This window comes from Myxococcus sp. MISCRS1, assembly GCF_026626605.1.
Classification (GTDB): domain Bacteria; phylum Myxococcota; class Myxococcia; order Myxococcales; family Myxococcaceae; genus Myxococcus; species Myxococcus fulvus.
The window spans coordinates 7,632,680-7,649,649 of sequence record NZ_JAPNKB010000001.1; the positions used below are offsets into that span (position 1 = coordinate 7,632,680).

Genomic DNA, 16,970 nt, shown 5'->3' on the forward strand with positions numbered 1-16,970 from the left:
AATCGCGCAATGCGTCGTAACGAATCGTGCGCAAGCGACCTGTCGCGTCGAGGACGGTGCGGCGGTGCGTCATGCGCGGGTGCGAGGGAGGCCGAGCTTCTGGCGCTTCTCCCACAGGGCCTTGCGGCTGATGCCCAGGCGCCTGGCCAGCTCCGTCTCGCCCATGTGCTCCTGGTTCTCGAGCACGAAGCGGCGGAAGTACTCCTCCATGGAGCCGCCGCCCGTCTCCTCGGGCTCCGGCTCGGCGGGCTCGGCGGCGTCGAGCAGCTCGCCACCGGGCAGCTCCAGCGCGAGCAGGTCCGGGGTGATGACGGGGCCCTCGGAGAGGATGACGGCGCGCTCCAGGGCGTTCTCCAATTCGCGCACGTTGCCCGGCCACGGGTGTGTCATCAGGGCCTGGAGGGACTCGGGGGACAGCGTCGCGGGCGGGCGGCCGATTCTGCGGCACGCCTTCTCCAGGAGGTACTTCGCCAGCACGGGCAGGTCCTCGCCGCGCTCGCGCAGGGGCGGCAGGCGGATCTCCACCACGCGCAGCCGGAAGTAGAGGTCCTGGCGGAAGGCGCCCTCCTGCACGCGGCGGGGCAAGTCCCGATGCGTGGCGGCGACGATGCGCACGTCCACCTTGCGAGGCCGCGTGGAGCCCACCCGCCGCACCTCTCCGTCCTGGAGCATGCGCAACAGGCGCGCCTGCGCGGGCGCGGGCAGTTCGCCCACCTCGTCCAGGAAGAGGGTGCCGCCGTGCGCGGCCTCCACCAGGCCCGCGTGCGCGGTGAGCGCGCCGGTGAAGGCTCCCTTCTCGTGGCCGAACAGCTCGCTCTCCAGGAGGCCCTCGGGGATGGCCGCGCAGTTGACGGAGATGAGGGGGCCGTCCGCGCGAGGGCTCTGCGCGTGGAGCGCGCGCGCCACCAGCTCCTTGCCCGTGCCGGACTCCCCGAGCACCAGCACGGTGGCGGGGGAGGGGGCCACCTTGCGCAGGCGCTCGAAGACGTCGCGCATCGCCGCGGAGCCGCCCACCATCCCGCTCACCGAGTAGGACTGCTCCACCTCGCGCTTGAGGGCCGCGTTCTGCCGCGTGAGCTTGCCCTCGCGCAGCACGCGCTCCACCTGGAGGAGCAGCTCGTCGTGGTCGAACGGCTTGGCGATGTAGTCCACCGCGCCCAGCTTCATCGCGTCCACCGCGGACTTCACCGTGGCGTAGCTGGTCATGATGAGCACCGGCACCCCGGGACACAGCGCGATGACGTCCGTGCCCGGCGCGCCCGGCAGCCGCAGGTCCGACAGCACCAGGTCGAAGGAGTCGAGCGCGTAGTCGCTCGCGGCCTCCTGCACCGCGCCCGCCTCGGACACGTCGTGCCCGGCGCGCACGAGCAGCCGGCGCAGCTCCGTGCGGATGATGGGCTCGTCCTCGATGACCAGGATGCGGCTCACAGGGTGGCTCCCGGGACGGGACGCGCGGGGGGCGGGTGGCTTCGCGCGTCGGGCAGGCTCACCGTCACGCTAGTCCCTCCCCCGGGCCGGTTGTCCACCTGGATGGTGCCGCCGTGCTCGCGCACGATGCCCGCCACCAACGCGAGCCCGAGGCCCGTGCCCTCGCCCGGCTGCTTCGTCGTGAAGAAGGGCTCGAAGACGCGCTGGGTGAGCTCCGAGGAGATGCCGTGTCCCCGGTCCAGCACGCGCAGGTGCACGCGGCCCTCCTGGGCCTGCGCCTCCAGCTCCACGCGCCCACCCTCGGGCGAGGCATCCACCGCGTTGGTGAGCAGGTTGACGAGCACCTGCTCCAGCCGCTGCGCGTCGCCCAGCACCACCAGCCCCTCGGCGCCGCGGTGCTCGAAGCTCACCCCGCGGGAGCGCGTCGCCGAGCGCGCCATCCGCGCGAGCTGGAGCGCCTCCGCCAGGAGCGGCCCCACCTCCACGCGCGCGAAGGGGCGAGCCTCGCCGCCCACGGTGCCGGCGTGGCTGAAGCCCACCAGCGCGCGGACGATGGCGTCGATGCGTCGGCACTGCTGGAGGATGAGCCCGGTGCGCTCCTTCACCGCCTCCGCGTCGTCCAGCTCGTACTTGAGGTTCTGCGTGAGGCTGGCGATGGCCGTGAGGGGATTGCCAATCTCGTGCGCCACGCCCGCCGCCACGCGGCCCAGTGAGGCGAGCCGGTCCTGGTGCGCGAGCTTCGCGTCCACGGCCTTCTTCTCCGTCAGGTCCTCCACGAGCAGCGCCATGCCCTCGGACGTGCCGCCGCCCTCCTCGTCGGGTGTCAGTCGGGAGCGGTGCAGCCGCAGCGTGCGCTCGGCGCCGGCCACGACGACGCGCGTCTCGGTGTCGGCCTCCGCGCCGGCCGAGAAGGCGGACAACAGCGAGCCCCAGGGCGCGGGGAGGTCCGCCAGCGGGTGGCCTCGCGAGGCGTGCTCGCGCACCCCGGACAGCCGCTCCAGCGCGGCGTTCCAGATGACCACCTCACCGTCGGGCCCCACGGTGCACACCCCCAGGGGCAGGTCCTCGAGGATGCGATTGAGGTAGCGCCGCACCGCCTCCACCGCGCGCACCGGGCCCTGCATGCCGCGCGCGTCGCGCAGGCGCTCCTCCACGAAGCGCAGCTGCTCGGCCAGCGCCGCGCGGGTGCCGGGCTCCAGCCGCAGCGCCTCCGCCACCGTGAGCCTCGCGAGCACCGGACCCAACAGGCCCGAGAGGTTCCGCTCCACGCCGTCGCGCAGGCGGCGCAGCTCGGAGGGGCGCCGCTCGTCCGGGGACATGTCGAGCGACTCCAGCGCGCGGTCCACCTCCGCCGACGCGGCCTCCTCGCCGAGCAGGGGTGCCAGTCGCTCGCGGAACTCCCGCGGCGAGCCGGCCTCCACGCCTCCGGACACGAGCCCGGGGCCTTCCCGCGTGCACGCCCGCGCGGCCTCGGTCTCCGCCTGCGATTGTCGGGTGACCAGGGACACGCCCACGAAGGCGAGTGTGTTGAGCGTCAGCGACGCGAAGGTGGAGAAGCCCCACGGCTCGTCGCTCGGAAAGCCGAGCAGCGCCGAGACGCGGTGGGTCCACGCCACCACGCCCGGCGAGGCCCACAGCGGCACCACCAGCGTCACCATCCACAGCGCCGCGCCCGCGCCCAGGCCCGCGAGCAGCCCCGCGCGAGTGGCCCGCTTCCAGAAGAGCAGCCCCAGCACGCCGGGCGCGAACTGCGCCACCGCGACGAAGGACACGAGGCCCAGGTCCACCAGCCCCATCCCCCGCGTGTCGAGCAGGCGGTAGAAGCCGTAGCCCGCCAGGATGATGAGCGCGATGAGCAGCCGCCGCGCCCAGAGCAGCCAGCCGTACAGGTGCGGCTGTCCGCGCGCGTAGCCCAGGGGCAGCACCAGGTGCGTCAGGCACATGGGCGCCAGGGCCAGCGTGGTGACGATGACCATGGCGCTGGAGGCGGACACGCCCCCCAGGAAGGCCACCAGCGCCAGTCCCGTCGCGCCGCGCGAGGCGGGCACCGCGAGCAGGTGGAAGTCCGCGGGCCAGGGCAGCCCCAGCGCCTCGCCGCTCCACAGCACCACGGGGACCGCGAGGTTCATCACCAGCAGCACCAGCGGGAAGGCCCACGTCGCGGTGGACAGCGCGTCCTTCTCCGGCGCCTCGGTGAAGGCGACGTGGTAGCTGCGCGGGGTGAGGAACGCCGCCGCGCACGAGAGCACCAGCAGCGGCGCCCACGAGGCCTCGCGCGCGGGGCGCCGCAGCTGCTCCACCGCCTCCGGGTGCGCCTCCAGCCACGTCCACAATCCGTCCACGCCGCCGAACACCTGAGACACCGCCCAGGTGCCCACGGCGACGAGCGCCACCACCTTCACCGCGGACTCGAAGGCGATGGCCAGCATCAGGCCCTCGTGCCGCTCGCGCGGGGTGAGGTGGCGCGCGCCGAAGAGGACGGAGAAGACGACGAGCACCGCGCAGAAGCCCATGCCGACGAGCGTGGGCGAGGCCGACGGGCTGAGCACCTTCGCGGACTCCACCACCGCGCGCACCTGGAGCGCGAGGTAGGGGAGGCTGCCGGCCAGCATGAACAGCGTCACCGCGGTGCCCGTCGTCTGCCCCGGGTAGCGGAAGGCGAGCAGGTCCGCGAGCGAGGTGAGCTGCAGCTCACGCGTCAGGCGCAAGAGCGGACGCCACAGCACGGGCACGAGCAGGCACGCCAGGGTGACGCCCAGGTAGATACCCAGGTAGCGGTAGCCGTGCCGGGCCGCGTAGCCCACGCTGCCGAAGTAGGACCAGGACGTCGCGTAGACGCCCAGCGCGAGCGCGTACACCAGCGGGTGCTGGGTGATGCGCGAGGAGATGAGGCCTCGCTCCGCCGCATAGGCGACGAGGAACAGCACGAGCAGGTAGACGACGGACGCGGCGACGAGCGAGCCCAGCTCAAGCGTCATGGCCACCGCCCCGGTACGCGGCCCAACCGCCCAGGGCGATGACGCCCAGCCAGACGACGAAGGGCAGGTAGCCGGGCGCGTCCTCCGCCAACCACAGACGCCGGAGCGGCGAGCCGAAGAGCAGCACCGCGATGGCGAAGACGAGCAGCGACGGCATCGCGGGCGCGTCCGGCTCCGTGGGGCGCTTCATGGCGGCCGAGGATAGCAGCGCGACGGCGGGTGGGTGACAATGCGGTGACACGCTTTCCTCACGAGGCCCGAGTGCCTGAGGAGGCAGCGCGTGCTCGTCGCGCATCGAGGGGGAAGCACAGGATGGCCGAAGCGAGGGCGGTACCGGTCTGGCAGACGCGACTGAAGGCGGACCCTCAGCGTCGCGCACTCCATGGCGCCATGCTGCTGGTCTGGTGCGCGGTGGGGCTGGGGGGCCTGAAGCTCGGGCTGGACCTCCTCGTCGAGGTGCTTCGGGTGTCGTTCGACCCCGCGCCGATGGGCCTCCGTTCGGACATGCGCAACGTCCAGGCGGTGGGGCTGGTGCTCGGAGGCCTGGCGCTCATCGCCTTCCTCACGGTGTGGCTGGTGGTGGGCGTCCGCGTGGGGCGCTTCTTCCTGCGCTCGCTCTGGGGCGAGGACCAGGTCTCGATGGACACCCGAGGGGTGACGTGGAGGCGGTGGAACGGCCCTGGCAGCGAGCGGTGCTACCTTCCGTTCACGGAGGTGGCGGCCGTGCCGAAGCCCATCGGCGGCGTCGAGCTGCAACTGCACTCGGGACGCGTGGTCCGGCTGGCTTCACTGGGGCTGTCGTCGGAGCACGATGCGCTGTGGAAGATGCTGTGCACGCTCTCGGAGCTGGGGCCCACGCCGCTGGAGCCCGAGAAGAGCGTGCCCCGGGGGAAGGAGACCCTGACGCTCCCGGATGGCGTCGTGGTGCTGCGCGACGACCGGGGGGATGTGGCACAGAAGGCCTGGGTCCGCGGCGGGGTGGCGCTCCTGCTGATGTCCTCGGCGGCGATGGTGGGCTGGCGTCAGTCCATCGATGGGCTCACGGTGGAGGACACGCTGCTCGCGGTGGTGCTCGTGGCCGCGGCAATCTGGGCGGGGCTGAACGCGCTGCCCGCGCTCCAGGCGCGATGGGAGTGGGAGCTGCGCCCGGGTTCACTGGAGCGTGTCTGGCATGGCCTGGGGACTCCCGAGCGCGTGCGTCATCAAGTGAAGTGGCTCGAGCTGCGACGGACCGAGAGCGAATACGACGGGAGCACGTGGGAGGTGTTCTCGCTGTGGATTCGCACGGGCTCGGGCCAGATGGAGCTGTCCCAGGCCGGCTCGCAGCGCTCGCGCATGGAGCACCTGGGCGATTGGCTGGCGCCGCGCCTGGGCGTGCGGTTCAAGCGCGAGCTCGAGGAGTAGGGACGCCAGAGGATGGCGCTCCCCGGGACGAGGCTGCTAAGCCGGACGGGACATGGCCGAGGACACCCCCTCTCAGTTCGCCGAGCTCGCGCAGTTCACCCTGGACCGTGCCTCGCTCCGCCGGCTCCCCGAGTCCTTCTGTCGTCGCAACCAGGTCGCGGTGCTGGACAAGGTGGACCCTCAGGCCGACGGCGCGCCGGTGACGGTGGGCATGACGAACCCCGACCAGCCCTCCGTCCTGGAGCTCATCACCGAGTTCCTGCGCCGGCCGCTGCGCGTGGTGCGGCTCAACCCGTATGAAATCGAGTCCGCGCTGGAGGTGGGCTTCGGCGCGGGGCCGCGTGTCACCGCGGACGTGGTGCTGACGCCCGGCACGCGCATGTCGAATCCGCCCACCACGGTGGAGCTGGTGGAGCACGTGCTGGTGAGCGCCGTGGAGTTGAAGGCCTCCGACATCCACGTGGAGAGCTACTTCGACGACGTGGACCTGCGCTATCGCATCGACGGCATCCTCCACCAGTCGTACACGGACATCGACCCGCGCTCGCTGCCGGGCGTCGTCAGCCGGGTGAAGGTGCTGGCGGGACTGGACATCACGGAGCGCCGGCGCCCCCAGGATGGGCGGCTGCGCGCGCTCGTTGAGCGGCCCGAGGGGCGCAAGGTGGTGGACTTCCGCGTCAGCGTGGTGCCGAGCCCCGCGGGGGAGGATGTGGTCATCCGCATCCTCGACGCGAGCGTGGGGCTGGTGCCGGTGGCGCAGCTGGGCATGTCTCCTGCGATGCAGGCCGTCTTCCTGCAACTGCTGGCGAATCCGGAGGGACTGGTGCTCGTCACCGGGCCCACGGGCAGCGGGAAGACGACGACGTTGTACTCGGCGCTGGCGCAGCTGAACGACGGGCTGAAGAAGATCGTCACTGCCGAGGACCCCATCGAGTACTACGTCCCCAAGGTGAACCAGAAGCAGGTGACGCCGCAGATGCCGTACGCGACGTTGCTGCGCGCGCTCTTGCGCCAGGACCCCAACGTGATGCTGGTGGGCGAGGTGCGTGATCTGGAGACGGGCAGCATGGCGCTGACGGCCGCGGCCACGGGGCACGTGGTGCTGGGCACGCTGCACACGGCGGACGCGGTGGGCGCGGTGGCGCGCCTGCGTGGCCTGGGGCTCGACGACGTGGACGTGGCGGACTCGCTCCTGGCGGTGCTGACGCAGCGACTGGTGCGGCGCATCTGCGCGCAGTGCACGGTGGACACGCGGCCCACGGACGAGCAGTCGAAGCTGCTGGGCCGGTTGCTGGACGGCGTGCGCACGCAGGTGGGGCAGGGCTGCGCCGCGTGCAACCACACGGGCTACAAGGGGCGTCTGGGCATCTTCGAGCTCCTGGTGGTGGACCCGGACCTGCAGGACCTCATAGCCCGGGGCGAGCCCACGGTGCACCTGCGTCGGCACGCGCGGTCCCATGGGCTGCGCACGCTGGTGGAGGACGCGCTGGACAAGGTGGACGCGGGCATCACCACGGTGGCGGAGCTGGTGCGCGTGGTGCCCTATCGCCACATCCTCACCACTCGGGACGAGCGCTACGGCCAGGAGTCCGACGAGGAGGCATGAACGCGCTTCGTCGTCGCGGACGTGACAAGGGGGTGACAGACTTTTCATCGTGGGCGCGGGCCTTTGCGACCGGGGCACACGGAGGCTCATCAGGAGGCATCGCGTGACGTGGCTCACCCAGGAAGGCGAGGTCTGGCGGGCGAGGTTCGGGCCCTCCGCGCACTCACGGGTGATGATGGGGCTCGGCTGGGTGTTCTGGACGGTGGGGTGGTTGGCGGGGGTGGTGGTGCCCGGCGCGGCGCTCGGGAAGCTGGTGCTCGCGCTGCTGAGGTCCGTCCCCCTGGCGGTCGATGCGCCGCAAGGCTTCACGTCGAGTTGGGGCGCGGTGCTGGCGGTGCTGTTCCTGGCGCTGTGGTTGTGCGTCTGGGTTCCGGTGGGCCTCGTGGCGCAGGTGGGGCTGCTGTGGGCGATGTTCGTGCGGGAGGAGGTGACGGTGGACCCGCGAGGGGTGACGCGCCGCTCGATGGTCGGTCCGTGGGGGCGGTCCACGCGGATCGACTTCTCCGGGCTCGTGGATGTGTATCTCCGACGTGAAGGCCAGGCGGTGATGGGGCTGCGGCACACGGGCGAAGAGGTGGCTTTGTCCCAGGGGGGAACGGCGGAGCAGCATCAAGCGCTGTGGGCGCGGATGCGGGAGGTGTCGGGGGTGGGTGGGCCCGTCTCGGAGCTGAAGCACGTCGCGCCGATGGGGCGGGAGGTGGTGGCCGTGGAGGGAGGTGTCTGGGTCCTGCCCGCTCGGACGACCCGGGTCCGCTGGGCCTGGGTGCAGGGGGTGTTGGGGATGGTGTTGCTGCTGTCGATGCTGCTCCTGGCCTGGCGGCAGCTCTTCGACGGGACGAGCGTCGTGGCCTTGTTGCTGATGGGGGTGCTGGGAGGGCTGGCGGCGTGGATGCTGCGGTTCGCGTTGTGGACGCTGCGAGGCGTCAATGCCTGGGAGGTGCGTCCGGGGGCGCTGGTCCGCAGGTCGCGAGGGCTGGGACGCATTCACGTGGTGCGCTATCCGGTGGAGCGGCTCGAGGTGACGCGGCGCCGTCAGGACTCGGAGGACGGAGGGGACATCGTGTTCTCGCTGTGGCTGCGGTCGGCCGAGGTCTCGTTCGAGTTGATGCGGGACACGGTGGACCGGAGGCCGGTGGAGCACCTGGGGCACTGGCTCGCGCATCGGCTGGATGTGCCGCTGGGGCTCAAGGCGTTGGGGGCGGGGTGGGAGGATTCGGTGACGAGAAGACTCGACGCGTGACGGGGGTGCCCGCAGAATCGCGCGCGTGAGAGCGCTGGGGGAGTCGCGATGATGACGGTTCAGGAGTTGCGTGCGTTGAGCTCGCGGCTGACCGAGGCCTTCTTCTGCAAGCAGGTGGGGCCGTTCGTGTTGGTGCAGAAGCCGCCCAGTCCGGTGATGGCGCAGCTGGCGCTGAAGATTGGCGCGGCGCGCACGACGATGGCGCGGGACATCCCCAGCCTGGAGCGACAGCAGGTGGCGCTGTGGCTGCACTTCGACGCGCTCACGGTGGCGACGCTGCCGCCGGTGGGCGGACAGGACGTGCTCACGGTGGGGCGGCAGCCGGACTGCGACCTGGTGGTCAACGAGCCCTCGGTGTCCAAGCGTCACGCGAAGCTGTGCTGGTGGGGGCCGTCCGCGGGGTGCACGCTGGTGGACCTCAAGTCGAGCAACGGCACGTTCGTGAACGCCAAGGAGGTGGAGTCCGGGGGGGAGATGCACCTGCGGGACGGAGACCTGCTGGGGTTCGGCGACGCGACGTTCGCGTACCTGCTGGCGCCGTCCTTCTACGCGAAGATGAAGCGCGTCGGGACGTGAGACGGAGTCAGCGTGACACGCGTCCGCCTATCTCCGGGAAGCGCTCGTAGGTTCGCAGGAGCGTCTCCAGGTGGGCGGGGTTGTCGTAATCGAGGGGTGTGTCCGTCAAGCGCACCACCCACCCACCCGAGGCCGTGCGCCGTGCGCGTGTGAGCAGCTCGGCATCGTAGCGAGGGTCTGGGAACCCAAGCATGCTCGCGGTTGCCGCGGACCAGTAGTTCACCCATCCGAGGTAATGCGGGAGCTCGGGGGCGCGGAGGTGCCAGGGCAGGTGGAGCATGGGGAGCCCACGGCGCGAGCGCTCAGGCCCATCGGGTGAGCGACGGAACTGTTCGGAGATTTCCAGGCCGTAGTCATCCGGTGACGCATGTCCCCAGTAGGCCTGGGCACCTTCCGCCACGGCTTCGAGCACGTCCGTCGCTGCCTGGGGTCCCGCGACATCCAGTGGCAGATTGGCATGCACCTCGAAGATTGCCTGACCACCAGGACCAAGGCGTGCTGATTTCTGGCGACCCGAAATCATGACCGGGTGACGCTCGTCTCCGTTGCACAAGAAGGGGAGCGGCTCCTCTTTCGTCGCTTCCGAGAGCCATTCGTCGCGACGCGGCAACAGGGACATCTGGCGCGTCTTGGTGACGGTCTGCTCCAGCCGGAGCCCAGACAACGCGCGCTCCATCCCGCGGACCACGGCGAGTGCACGGCCGTCGGTTCGCTCGAAGGTCGTTCCATGCGTGATGAGGACGAGTTGCTTGTTCTGGGTCATCGTGGGAACCCCGTGACGACGATTTCGAGGGCGGGGTCCTTGCTGAGCAGGGCCCGCCGGTGCTCCGGGGTGCTCACGCCAACGATGAATCCGTATCCGCAGGCATTCGCGGTATCGAGTTCCTTTTGCAGTTGCACGAGTTCCTTCGCGAGTTCCTGCTCCTGGATGAAGCCATTGTACGTGTCGAAGCGGTGGGTCTTGATTTCCCACAGCACGCGCGCGCCGACTTGCAGTGCATCGAAGCGAATCCCGTTCACGCTCACGTCCATGCCGGGGTACCGATTGGGTGGGAAGCTGTCGGCACAGGCATTGTGGGCCACATCCTTGGAGGCACGTGGCACGGGAACAGGCTCGCAGTGGGGATGGCGCGAGCGGCCCACGGGCAGAGGTGGCACAGGCGGTTGTGCGCCCTGTTCGGAAGGGTCCCGCCCGGGCTTCCGGTTGCCTTCTGCTGCTCCGAGCGTCTGCGTCGTTCCGGAGGTATCTCCCGCTTCCTCGGCATAGCGGTGTCGTAGCTCATGCGCCTCCAGTGCATCGTGAAAGGCCGCGGCGACCACCACGACACCCAGGACGATGATGGTGCCCACGATGATTTCGGGAGCCGCCAGGACACAGAGCCCGAGCGCCACGGCGGCGGCGCCAGTGGAGGCCACCGAGCATCTCCCCGTGGTGTCACGGAACTCGAGCCGGTCATGGTCAAGGGCCCGATAGCACCGCTCCGCGAGCAGGGGCCACGGCTGGGAGGCTTCGCGAACGGCGCACCGGCCCTGGTCCATCCACGGCAGCGAGGCCGCTCGCTGGAGATTGGCGAGCCGTGGGCTCCGGGACGTGCGCTCCCGAGGCTCAGGTGCCGACGTCGCGCAGGCCGACAGGAGCAGCACAACCACGGCGCAGGCGCCGAATCGCAAGGCGACGTCCTTTCGGGGGCAAGGTGTGCTCCATGCTACCGCCAGCGTCAGCCGCCTCGCGCCAGTTTCGTGAGCAGGAGGTGGACCGCCGGTAGGATGCCGCGTGGGCTCGCGGATGTGCCCGGCAGGAGGACATCAGACGTGGAAGCGACGTCGGACGACTTTGGACCGCCGAGAGACGAGCAGGAAATCTCCGCCGTGTCGGACATCTTGATGCATGCCTATGCCATGACGCCCGCAGACTGCGCCGCGTGGCGACAGCGCCTGGACTCCAACGACCTCCGACTGCTGCGCGAAGGTGGCAAGGTCGCCGGCACCCTGGTCTCCATCCGCAAGGGACAGTGGTTCGGCGGACGCAGCGTGCCCGTCGTCGGCGTGGGCGGCGTGGGCGTCTCCCCTGTCCACCGCGGACAGGGCACCGCCAGTCGCCTGATGACCCGGCTGGTCCAGGAGGCCCGTGCCTCCGGCGCCGCGCTGTCCATCCTGTACCCCGCGACCCAGCCGCTCTACCGGCGCGCCGGCTACGAACAGGCTGGAGCCCGCTATGAGATCCGCGTGCAGATGGCCGCGCTCGAGATGGGCGAGCGCACGCTGTCACTCCGCGCCATCGAGCCGCGCGATGAGGCCGCCATCTCCGCCTGCTACAACAGCGAGGCGAGCCTCCGCCCGGGCTGGTTGGACCGCAGCGAGTTCTCGTGGACCCGCGTGCGCAACCCGCGCTCCGAGCAGGTCCACGGCTATCTCGTCGAGGGCGCCTCCGGCATCGAGGGCTACGTCTATCTCGCGCGCAGGCCCCTCAAGGATTTGCGCCAGGAACTGGCCCTGACCGACCTGGTCGCCAGCACCCCGGCGGCGGCGCGCCGGCTCCTGCGCTTCCTCGGTGACCACCACTCCCTGGGCACGGAGGTCGTCTGGTACGGCGGCCCAGACGACCCGTTCCTGCTGCTCCTGCGCGAGCAGTCGTACACCGTGAAGGTCTACATGCACTGGATGGCGCGCGTGCTCGACGTGCGGCGCGCGCTCGAGTCGCGAGGCTGGACGCCGGGGCTGTCCGGCTCGCTGCACCTCGAGGTGGCCGACGAGCTGTTCGAGGAGAACCGCGGTCGCTTCGTGCTCGACGTCCAGGACGGCGTGGGCCGCGTGACGCGCGGAGGCGAGGGCCGGCTGAAGCTGGACATCCGCCAGCTCGCGACGCTGTACACGGGCTTCCAGTCCGCGGCCGCGCTGCGCTCGGTGGGGCTCGTGGAGGCGGATGACGCCTCGGTGCGCTCGGCGATGGCCCTGTTCGGCGGCCCCCAGCCGTCCCTGCGCGACATGTTCTGACACGGCAGGCCCGCCAGGGGCCCGGGTGGCTACCGCCCCGAGGGCAGGAGGTGGTAGGAGCCCGGGACCTCATTCGTGGAGGAGCGGTCCATGCGGGCGTTCGTCACCGGCGGTTCCGGTTTCGTGGGCAGGTATCTCCTGGCGGCGCTCAAGTCGCGCGGCGAGCCGGCGCGTGCCCTGGCGCGCTCGCCCGTCGCCATGTCCACCGTGGCGGCCGCCGGAGGCGAGCCCTTCGAGGGCGACCTGTCCGACGTGGACGTCCTCGCGCGCGGCATGCAGGGCTGCGACACCGTCTTCCACTCGGCCGCGCTGGTGAAGTCGTGGGCCCCTCGCGCGGAGTACTACGAGGCCAACGTGCGCGGCACGGAGCGTGTCCTCGAGGCCGCGCGCGCAGCAGGGGTGCGGCGCTTCGTGCACGTCAGCACGGAGGCGGTGCTCGCGGACGGCACGCCCCTGGTGAAGGCCAACGAGTCCTGGCCGCTCCCCGAGCGCCCCATCGGCGACTACCCGTCCACCAAGAACGAGTCCGAGCGCCGGGTGCTGAGCGTGAACTCGGCGGACTTCACCACCGTGGCGGTGCGGCCCCGGTTGGTGTGGGGGCTCGGCGACACGTCGGTGCTGCCGCAGATGGTGGACGCGGTGCGCACCAAACGCTTCAAGTGGGTGGGAGACGGGCGCTACCTGAGCTCCACCTGCCACGTGGTCAACTGCGTGGAGGGCATGCTGCTGGCCGCGGAGAAGGGGCGGGGCGGCGAGGCGTACTTCCTCACGGACGGGGAGCCCGTGGTGTTCCGGGACTTCGTCACCGCGATGCTCAAGACGCAGGGCGTGGACCCGGGCACGAGCACGATTCCGTATGGCCTGGCGGCGGTGGTGGCCACGGTGGCGGACCTCGTGTGGGGGACCTTCGGGCTTCCGGGCCGGCCGCCGCTCAGCCGCACCGAGGTGCTGCTCATCGGCCGCGAGGTGACGGTGAGCGACGAGAAGGCCCGCCAGGAACTGGGCTACGAGGGGCGGATGCCGCGCGCCATGGGACTGAAGGAGATGGAGGCGGCGTTCCAGGAGAAATCGTCACAGGCCGCCTGAGGCGCGCCGGGTGCGTGTGCGGTAGCCTTGTGGGCGGCCAGTGCACCGGGAGGATGGGCCATGCGTAGGTTCGAGTTCGTCGAGGGAACCAGCTCCAAGTTCTGGCAGCCGGAGGTTCAGGGCAACGTCTTCATCGTCACCTTCGGCCGCATCGGCACCGCCGGGCAGCGCAAGGAGAAGGCCTTCGCCGACGCCGCGAGCGCGCAGAAGGAGTACGACAAGAAGGTCGCAGAGAAGGTGCGCGAGGGCTACCAGGAGGTGACGGAAGGGGGCGCTCCCGCCGTCGCCGTGGCCGCGCCTCCCGCCGCGCCGAAGCAGACGCCGCTGCCGCGCCGCGTGCCCGTGGCCACGCCGACGCAGGCGACGCTGGACGCCGCCGCCGAGGCGCTCGCGGGGCTCCGGGCCCGCCTGGGCTGGCGCAGCTGGGAGGTCACCTCTCGCGCCCGTCGCGCGCGCAGGGCGCTCAGGGCCCTGGGCGGCGTGGACCCGGCCGCGCACGCGCAGCTGGCCCCCGTCTTCGAGGCGCTGATGAAGCGCGTGGTGGCGACTCCGAAGGAGGGGCGCTTGCCGCTGCGCCACGCGCTGGGGTTGTTGAGCGAGCTGGACGTGGCCGCCTTCAGCCGCGCGGTGGCGCTGTGGAAGTCCGCGCCGGAGTCGGGCGAGCTGGGCATGGTGCGTCGCGCGGACTCGCTGGGCGAGCCGGAGCTGGCGCTGCGGCTGGGGCTGCTGTTGGCGGAGCGCCCCGGGTTCAAGGGCAGCGCCTCCGAGGAGGGCTGGGCGAAGCGCTGGAATCAGTTGCGGCCGCACGTGGAGAAGAAGCTGTCCGAGTCCGGCGGCTCGCTGTCCGAGTGGGTCAAGGGCGTGAGTGCGGGAAGCGAGACGCCGCTGGCGGGACGACTCTCCCGGCTGGAGGCCTGAGGCGCGACATGCTGGATGGGGGACGCGGCGGCACATGACACCCAGGGTTCTCATCGTCGTCGGCTTCATCGCCGCGCTGGGTGGGGTTCTGTACCTGACCTCGGAGCGGGGGCCCCGGTCGACGGAGGTCCCGGAGGCGGGGACATCGCTGCCTACCTCGGTGTCCCGGCCCTCGAGGCCGGGCAAGGTGGTGGACGTCACCTTCCTCTACAGCACGGAGAAGAAGGACTGGGTGGAGGCGGCGGCGCGGGACTTCGAGCGCGCGAACCCGTCCATCCGTCTGACGTTGGTGGGGCGAGGCTCGCTGGAGGCCGCGCAGGCCATCCTGGAGGGCCGCGAGCAGCCCACGGTGTGGAGCCCTGCGGACAGCGCGGTGTTGCGGATGCTCGCGTCGGACTGGGCGACGGACGCCACGCGTCGGCCGTTGTTCGCGGAGGCCGGTGAGCAGGCGCCGCGTCCGCTGGTGATAACGCCGTTGGTGTTCGTGGTGTGGGCGGACCGGGCGGAGGTGCTGCGCAAGGCGAGTGGTGGCGGCGCGGTGTCGTGGAAGGTCCTCCAGAAGGCGGTGACGAGCCCTCGGGGCTGGCCGGCGATTGGGGGCAAGGGGGAGTGGGGGTTGGTGAAGCTGGGCCACACGGACCCGACGCGCTCGAACTCGGGGCTGCAGGCGTTGCTGCTCGCGACGCTGGAGTACTACGGCAAGCGGGGTGGGCTCACGGTGGAGGACCTGCTGGACCCGGGGTACCAGGATTGGATGAAGGCGTTGGAGCGGGGGGTGACGCGCTTCGAGGCCTCGACGGGGACCTTCATGGCGGACATGGTCCGCTTCGGGCCTTCGCGCTACGACATCGCGGTGGTGTACGAGAACCTGGCGATTGCGCAGGTGTCGCAGGCGCAGGGGCGGTGGGGTGAGCTGAAGGTGTCGTATCCCGCGCTCACGTTGTGGAGCGACCACCCGGCGGCGGTGCTTCAGGGCGACTGGGTGACGCCCGCGCAGAAGGAAGCGGCGCTGGAGTGGCTGCGCTATCTGCACAGCCGGCCCGTGCAGGAGCGGGCGCTCCAGTTCGGCTTCCGGCCGGCGGACCCGGCGGTGCCGTTGAAGACCGAGGACCCGGACAATCCGTTCACGCGGCTGGCGTCCCACGGAGTTCAAGTGGACGTGCCGCCCGTGGCGGAGGTGCCCGAGGGCCCCGTGGTCAGGGATTTGTTGATGCTCTGGTCGCGCGTGCTGACGTCGGGCCGGTAGGGACAGCGTCTACCGCGTCGGCAGCTCGCGGAAGGTGAGGCCCTCCAGGGCGAGTTGGCTCACTGCATCGCGAAACCGCTCCGTGCAGATGACCATCGTGGCGAAGTCGCCCAACCGGAACAGGTCCGCCTCGGTGGGGAGGGTGGCTGCCTCCAGGATGGGCGCATCGGGCCAGCGGAAGGACTGGCGTCCGCAGGTTGCGCAGGCCGGAGGCGTGTCCGCGGGGAGGCTGCTCGGGTGCAGCCGGCCTGTCGGTCGAAGCTGAAGCTCCAGCAGCTCGGGTGGGTTCTTCTGCCGGTGTCGGAGCTCGGTGCGGCAGCCGACGAGTCCACGGACTCCGGCAGCGCGAAGTTGTTCCAGGACCTCCGACCGGAGGAGGAGTCTGATTCCTCCGACCCAGGCCAGTGGACCGAAGGCGCCGAAGGCCTGACCCACCAGCGGGCCGAAGTGCGTGCCGGGTGGAAGCTCCGCTTGGGGAGGTAACAAGGGACGCACCAGCTCGCGCAGTCGGTTGAGCTCGGAGAGAGGTTCCGGTCGAGGTCGCTCGAATGCGCGATGCTCGGCGAGGCCCGAGAGGTCGACGGAGGGATGGTCATGCCCCACGTCGCTCCAGGTGGCGCCGCACGCAGGGCACTTCACTCCGGGAAGTCGCCACCGATGCGTCGCATCGACTTCCCCGCCGTGCTTCGCGGTGGCCGCCCTGTCCTCGCCCAACAAGAAGTAACGGCTCATGCGTGCCTAGGCTCCTGGGCGGGAATAGTAGGGCTGGATGGGACCTCCGATGAGGTCGAAGCGATGAATCAGCTCTCCCGCATGCCGGAAGCTCTCCTCGGGACTTGCCCTGGGAGAGGGTCGGATGAAGTCACGCCACGCATCGTTCCAGGCTCCGCCTCGCCCCGTGCCGTCATGGATTCGCCTGTGCACGTGAAGGGGAATGGGCATCGTGTAGCTGTGAATCTTGACGCCTTGTTGCTCGAACCAGTCGGCGAGGTCTCGGGCCTGGGGGAAGATGTGGTGCTTCTCCCATCGCCCCGGAGTGAGCTGGCGTGAAGGCGGAATGACCGTCGCTGGTGCGCCATTCCAGTTCGGGAAGACCATGACCGCGCCTGGTGGGAGTTGTTGGGCTCCGCCCCAGTTCCGCCTGGGCCCTCTGCCTGGAGCCGCGCTCGCCGCAGGTGGACGCGCCGGAGGGAAGCGCGCCAGCTCGATGTCTCCGGGAGCGCGTTCGCAGGGGTAGAAGCCGCAGGCTTCGCCCAGACACAGGAGGGAGACGCATTGGTCTTCCTCGGGTGTGTGGCATTCCACCTCGGCTGCGTCCCAGGCCTGCTGCATGGGTGGCTTGCCGAGGGTGGTGCAGCCTGAGAAGGACGCGAGGACCAACGCAACCAGAGGGGCGTGCAGGGTTCGCATGGGTTGGCATGGTACGAGGGGCATCTGTCATGCCCTCGAGAAGGAGGGCAGCGCACGACGTTTCACAGTCCCATCGTCGAGCAG

At 70.8% G+C, this 16,970-nt stretch carries 15 protein-coding genes; 8 read left to right on the forward strand and 7 right to left on the reverse strand.

Annotation, left to right across the window (positions count from 1 at the left end):
* Nucleotides 1-69: 69 nt before the first annotated feature.
* Genes OWM54_RS30490 through OWM54_RS30500 form a run of 3 tightly spaced genes read right to left on the reverse strand, consistent with a single transcriptional unit; the run spans nucleotide 70 to nucleotide 4,596 of the window.
* Complete coding sequence (locus OWM54_RS30490; protein WP_223748054.1) at nucleotides 70-1,428, reverse strand: sigma-54-dependent transcriptional regulator; 1,359 nt, start codon at nucleotides 1,426-1,428, stop codon at nucleotides 70-72.
* A complete protein-coding gene (locus tag OWM54_RS30495) occupies nucleotides 1,425-4,406 on the reverse strand; it encodes an ATP-binding protein (RefSeq protein WP_267699770.1) in 2,982 nt (993 codons plus the stop codon). The genes OWM54_RS30490 and OWM54_RS30495 overlap by 4 nt, the downstream gene beginning before the upstream one ends.
* Nucleotides 4,396-4,596, reverse strand: a complete 201-nt coding sequence (locus OWM54_RS30500) for a hypothetical protein (RefSeq protein ID WP_046715727.1) — start codon at nucleotides 4,594-4,596, stop codon at nucleotides 4,396-4,398. The genes OWM54_RS30495 and OWM54_RS30500 overlap by 11 nt, the downstream gene beginning before the upstream one ends.
* Before the next feature lie 122 nt (nucleotides 4,597-4,718).
* Between OWM54_RS30500 and OWM54_RS30505 the strand changes: the two genes are divergently transcribed.
* The 4 genes from OWM54_RS30505 to OWM54_RS30520 all read left to right on the forward strand — a co-directional run bounded on the left by OWM54_RS30505 (nucleotide 4,719) and on the right by OWM54_RS30520 (nucleotide 9,232).
* Complete coding sequence (locus OWM54_RS30505) at nucleotides 4,719-5,810, forward strand: hypothetical protein (RefSeq protein ID WP_267699771.1); 1,092 nt, start codon at nucleotides 4,719-4,721, stop codon at nucleotides 5,808-5,810.
* A 52-nt stretch (nucleotides 5,811-5,862) separates the two neighbouring features.
* On the forward strand, nucleotides 5,863-7,416 hold the full coding sequence (locus OWM54_RS30510) for a GspE/PulE family protein (RefSeq protein ID WP_267699772.1): 1,554 nt from the start codon (nucleotides 5,863-5,865) through the stop codon (nucleotides 7,414-7,416).
* 103 nt (nucleotides 7,417-7,519) lie between these two features.
* Nucleotides 7,520-8,656: a hypothetical protein gene (locus OWM54_RS30515; protein WP_267699773.1), complete on the forward strand. Its 1,137-nt coding sequence runs from the start codon at nucleotides 7,520-7,522 to the stop codon at nucleotides 8,654-8,656.
* A gap of 48 nt (nucleotides 8,657-8,704) precedes the next feature.
* On the forward strand, nucleotides 8,705-9,232 hold the full coding sequence (locus OWM54_RS30520; RefSeq protein WP_267699774.1) for an FHA domain-containing protein: 528 nt from the start codon (nucleotides 8,705-8,707) through the stop codon (nucleotides 9,230-9,232).
* 7 nt (nucleotides 9,233-9,239) lie between these two features.
* Here OWM54_RS30520 and OWM54_RS30525 read toward each other — a convergent pair whose 3' ends face one another.
* Entirely contained in the window at nucleotides 9,240-9,995 is a 756-nt protein-coding gene (locus OWM54_RS30525; RefSeq protein ID WP_267699775.1) for a DUF5953 family protein, read from the reverse strand.
* A complete protein-coding gene (locus tag OWM54_RS30530) occupies nucleotides 9,992-10,648 on the reverse strand; it encodes a DUF6310 domain-containing protein (protein WP_324289154.1) in 657 nt (218 codons plus the stop codon). The genes OWM54_RS30525 and OWM54_RS30530 overlap by 4 nt, the downstream gene beginning before the upstream one ends.
* A gap of 396 nt (nucleotides 10,649-11,044) precedes the next feature.
* On the opposite strand from OWM54_RS30530, the gene OWM54_RS30535 reads away from it, so the two are divergent.
* From OWM54_RS30535 to OWM54_RS30550, 4 genes are all read left to right on the forward strand, one after another.
* Nucleotides 11,045-12,226 (forward strand): GNAT family N-acetyltransferase, encoded by a 1,182-nt coding sequence (locus OWM54_RS30535; protein ID WP_267699777.1) that lies wholly within the window; start codon nucleotides 11,045-11,047, stop codon nucleotides 12,224-12,226.
* Nucleotides 12,227-12,316: 90 nt separating this feature from the next.
* Entirely contained in the window at nucleotides 12,317-13,312 is a 996-nt protein-coding gene (locus OWM54_RS30540) for an NAD-dependent epimerase/dehydratase family protein (protein ID WP_267699778.1), read from the forward strand.
* Nucleotides 13,313-13,372: 60 nt separating this feature from the next.
* On the forward strand, nucleotides 13,373-14,230 hold the full coding sequence (locus OWM54_RS30545) for a WGR domain-containing protein (protein ID WP_223748063.1): 858 nt from the start codon (nucleotides 13,373-13,375) through the stop codon (nucleotides 14,228-14,230).
* Between the two features lie 34 nt (nucleotides 14,231-14,264).
* Nucleotides 14,265-15,476, forward strand: coding sequence for a substrate-binding domain-containing protein (locus tag OWM54_RS30550; RefSeq protein ID WP_267699779.1), 1,212 nt, complete (start codon nucleotides 14,265-14,267; stop codon nucleotides 15,474-15,476).
* Nucleotides 15,477-15,485: 9 nt separating this feature from the next.
* Here OWM54_RS30550 and OWM54_RS30555 read toward each other — a convergent pair whose 3' ends face one another.
* Together OWM54_RS30555 and OWM54_RS30560 are read right to left on the reverse strand one after the other, a co-directional pair.
* Entirely contained in the window at nucleotides 15,486-16,208 is a 723-nt protein-coding gene (locus OWM54_RS30555) for a double-CXXCG motif protein (RefSeq protein ID WP_267699780.1), read from the reverse strand.
* A gap of 6 nt (nucleotides 16,209-16,214) precedes the next feature.
* Nucleotides 16,215-16,886: a TIGR02269 family lipoprotein gene (locus tag OWM54_RS30560; RefSeq protein WP_267699781.1), complete on the reverse strand. Its 672-nt coding sequence runs from the start codon at nucleotides 16,884-16,886 to the stop codon at nucleotides 16,215-16,217.
* Nucleotides 16,887-16,970: the final 84 nt, after the last annotated feature.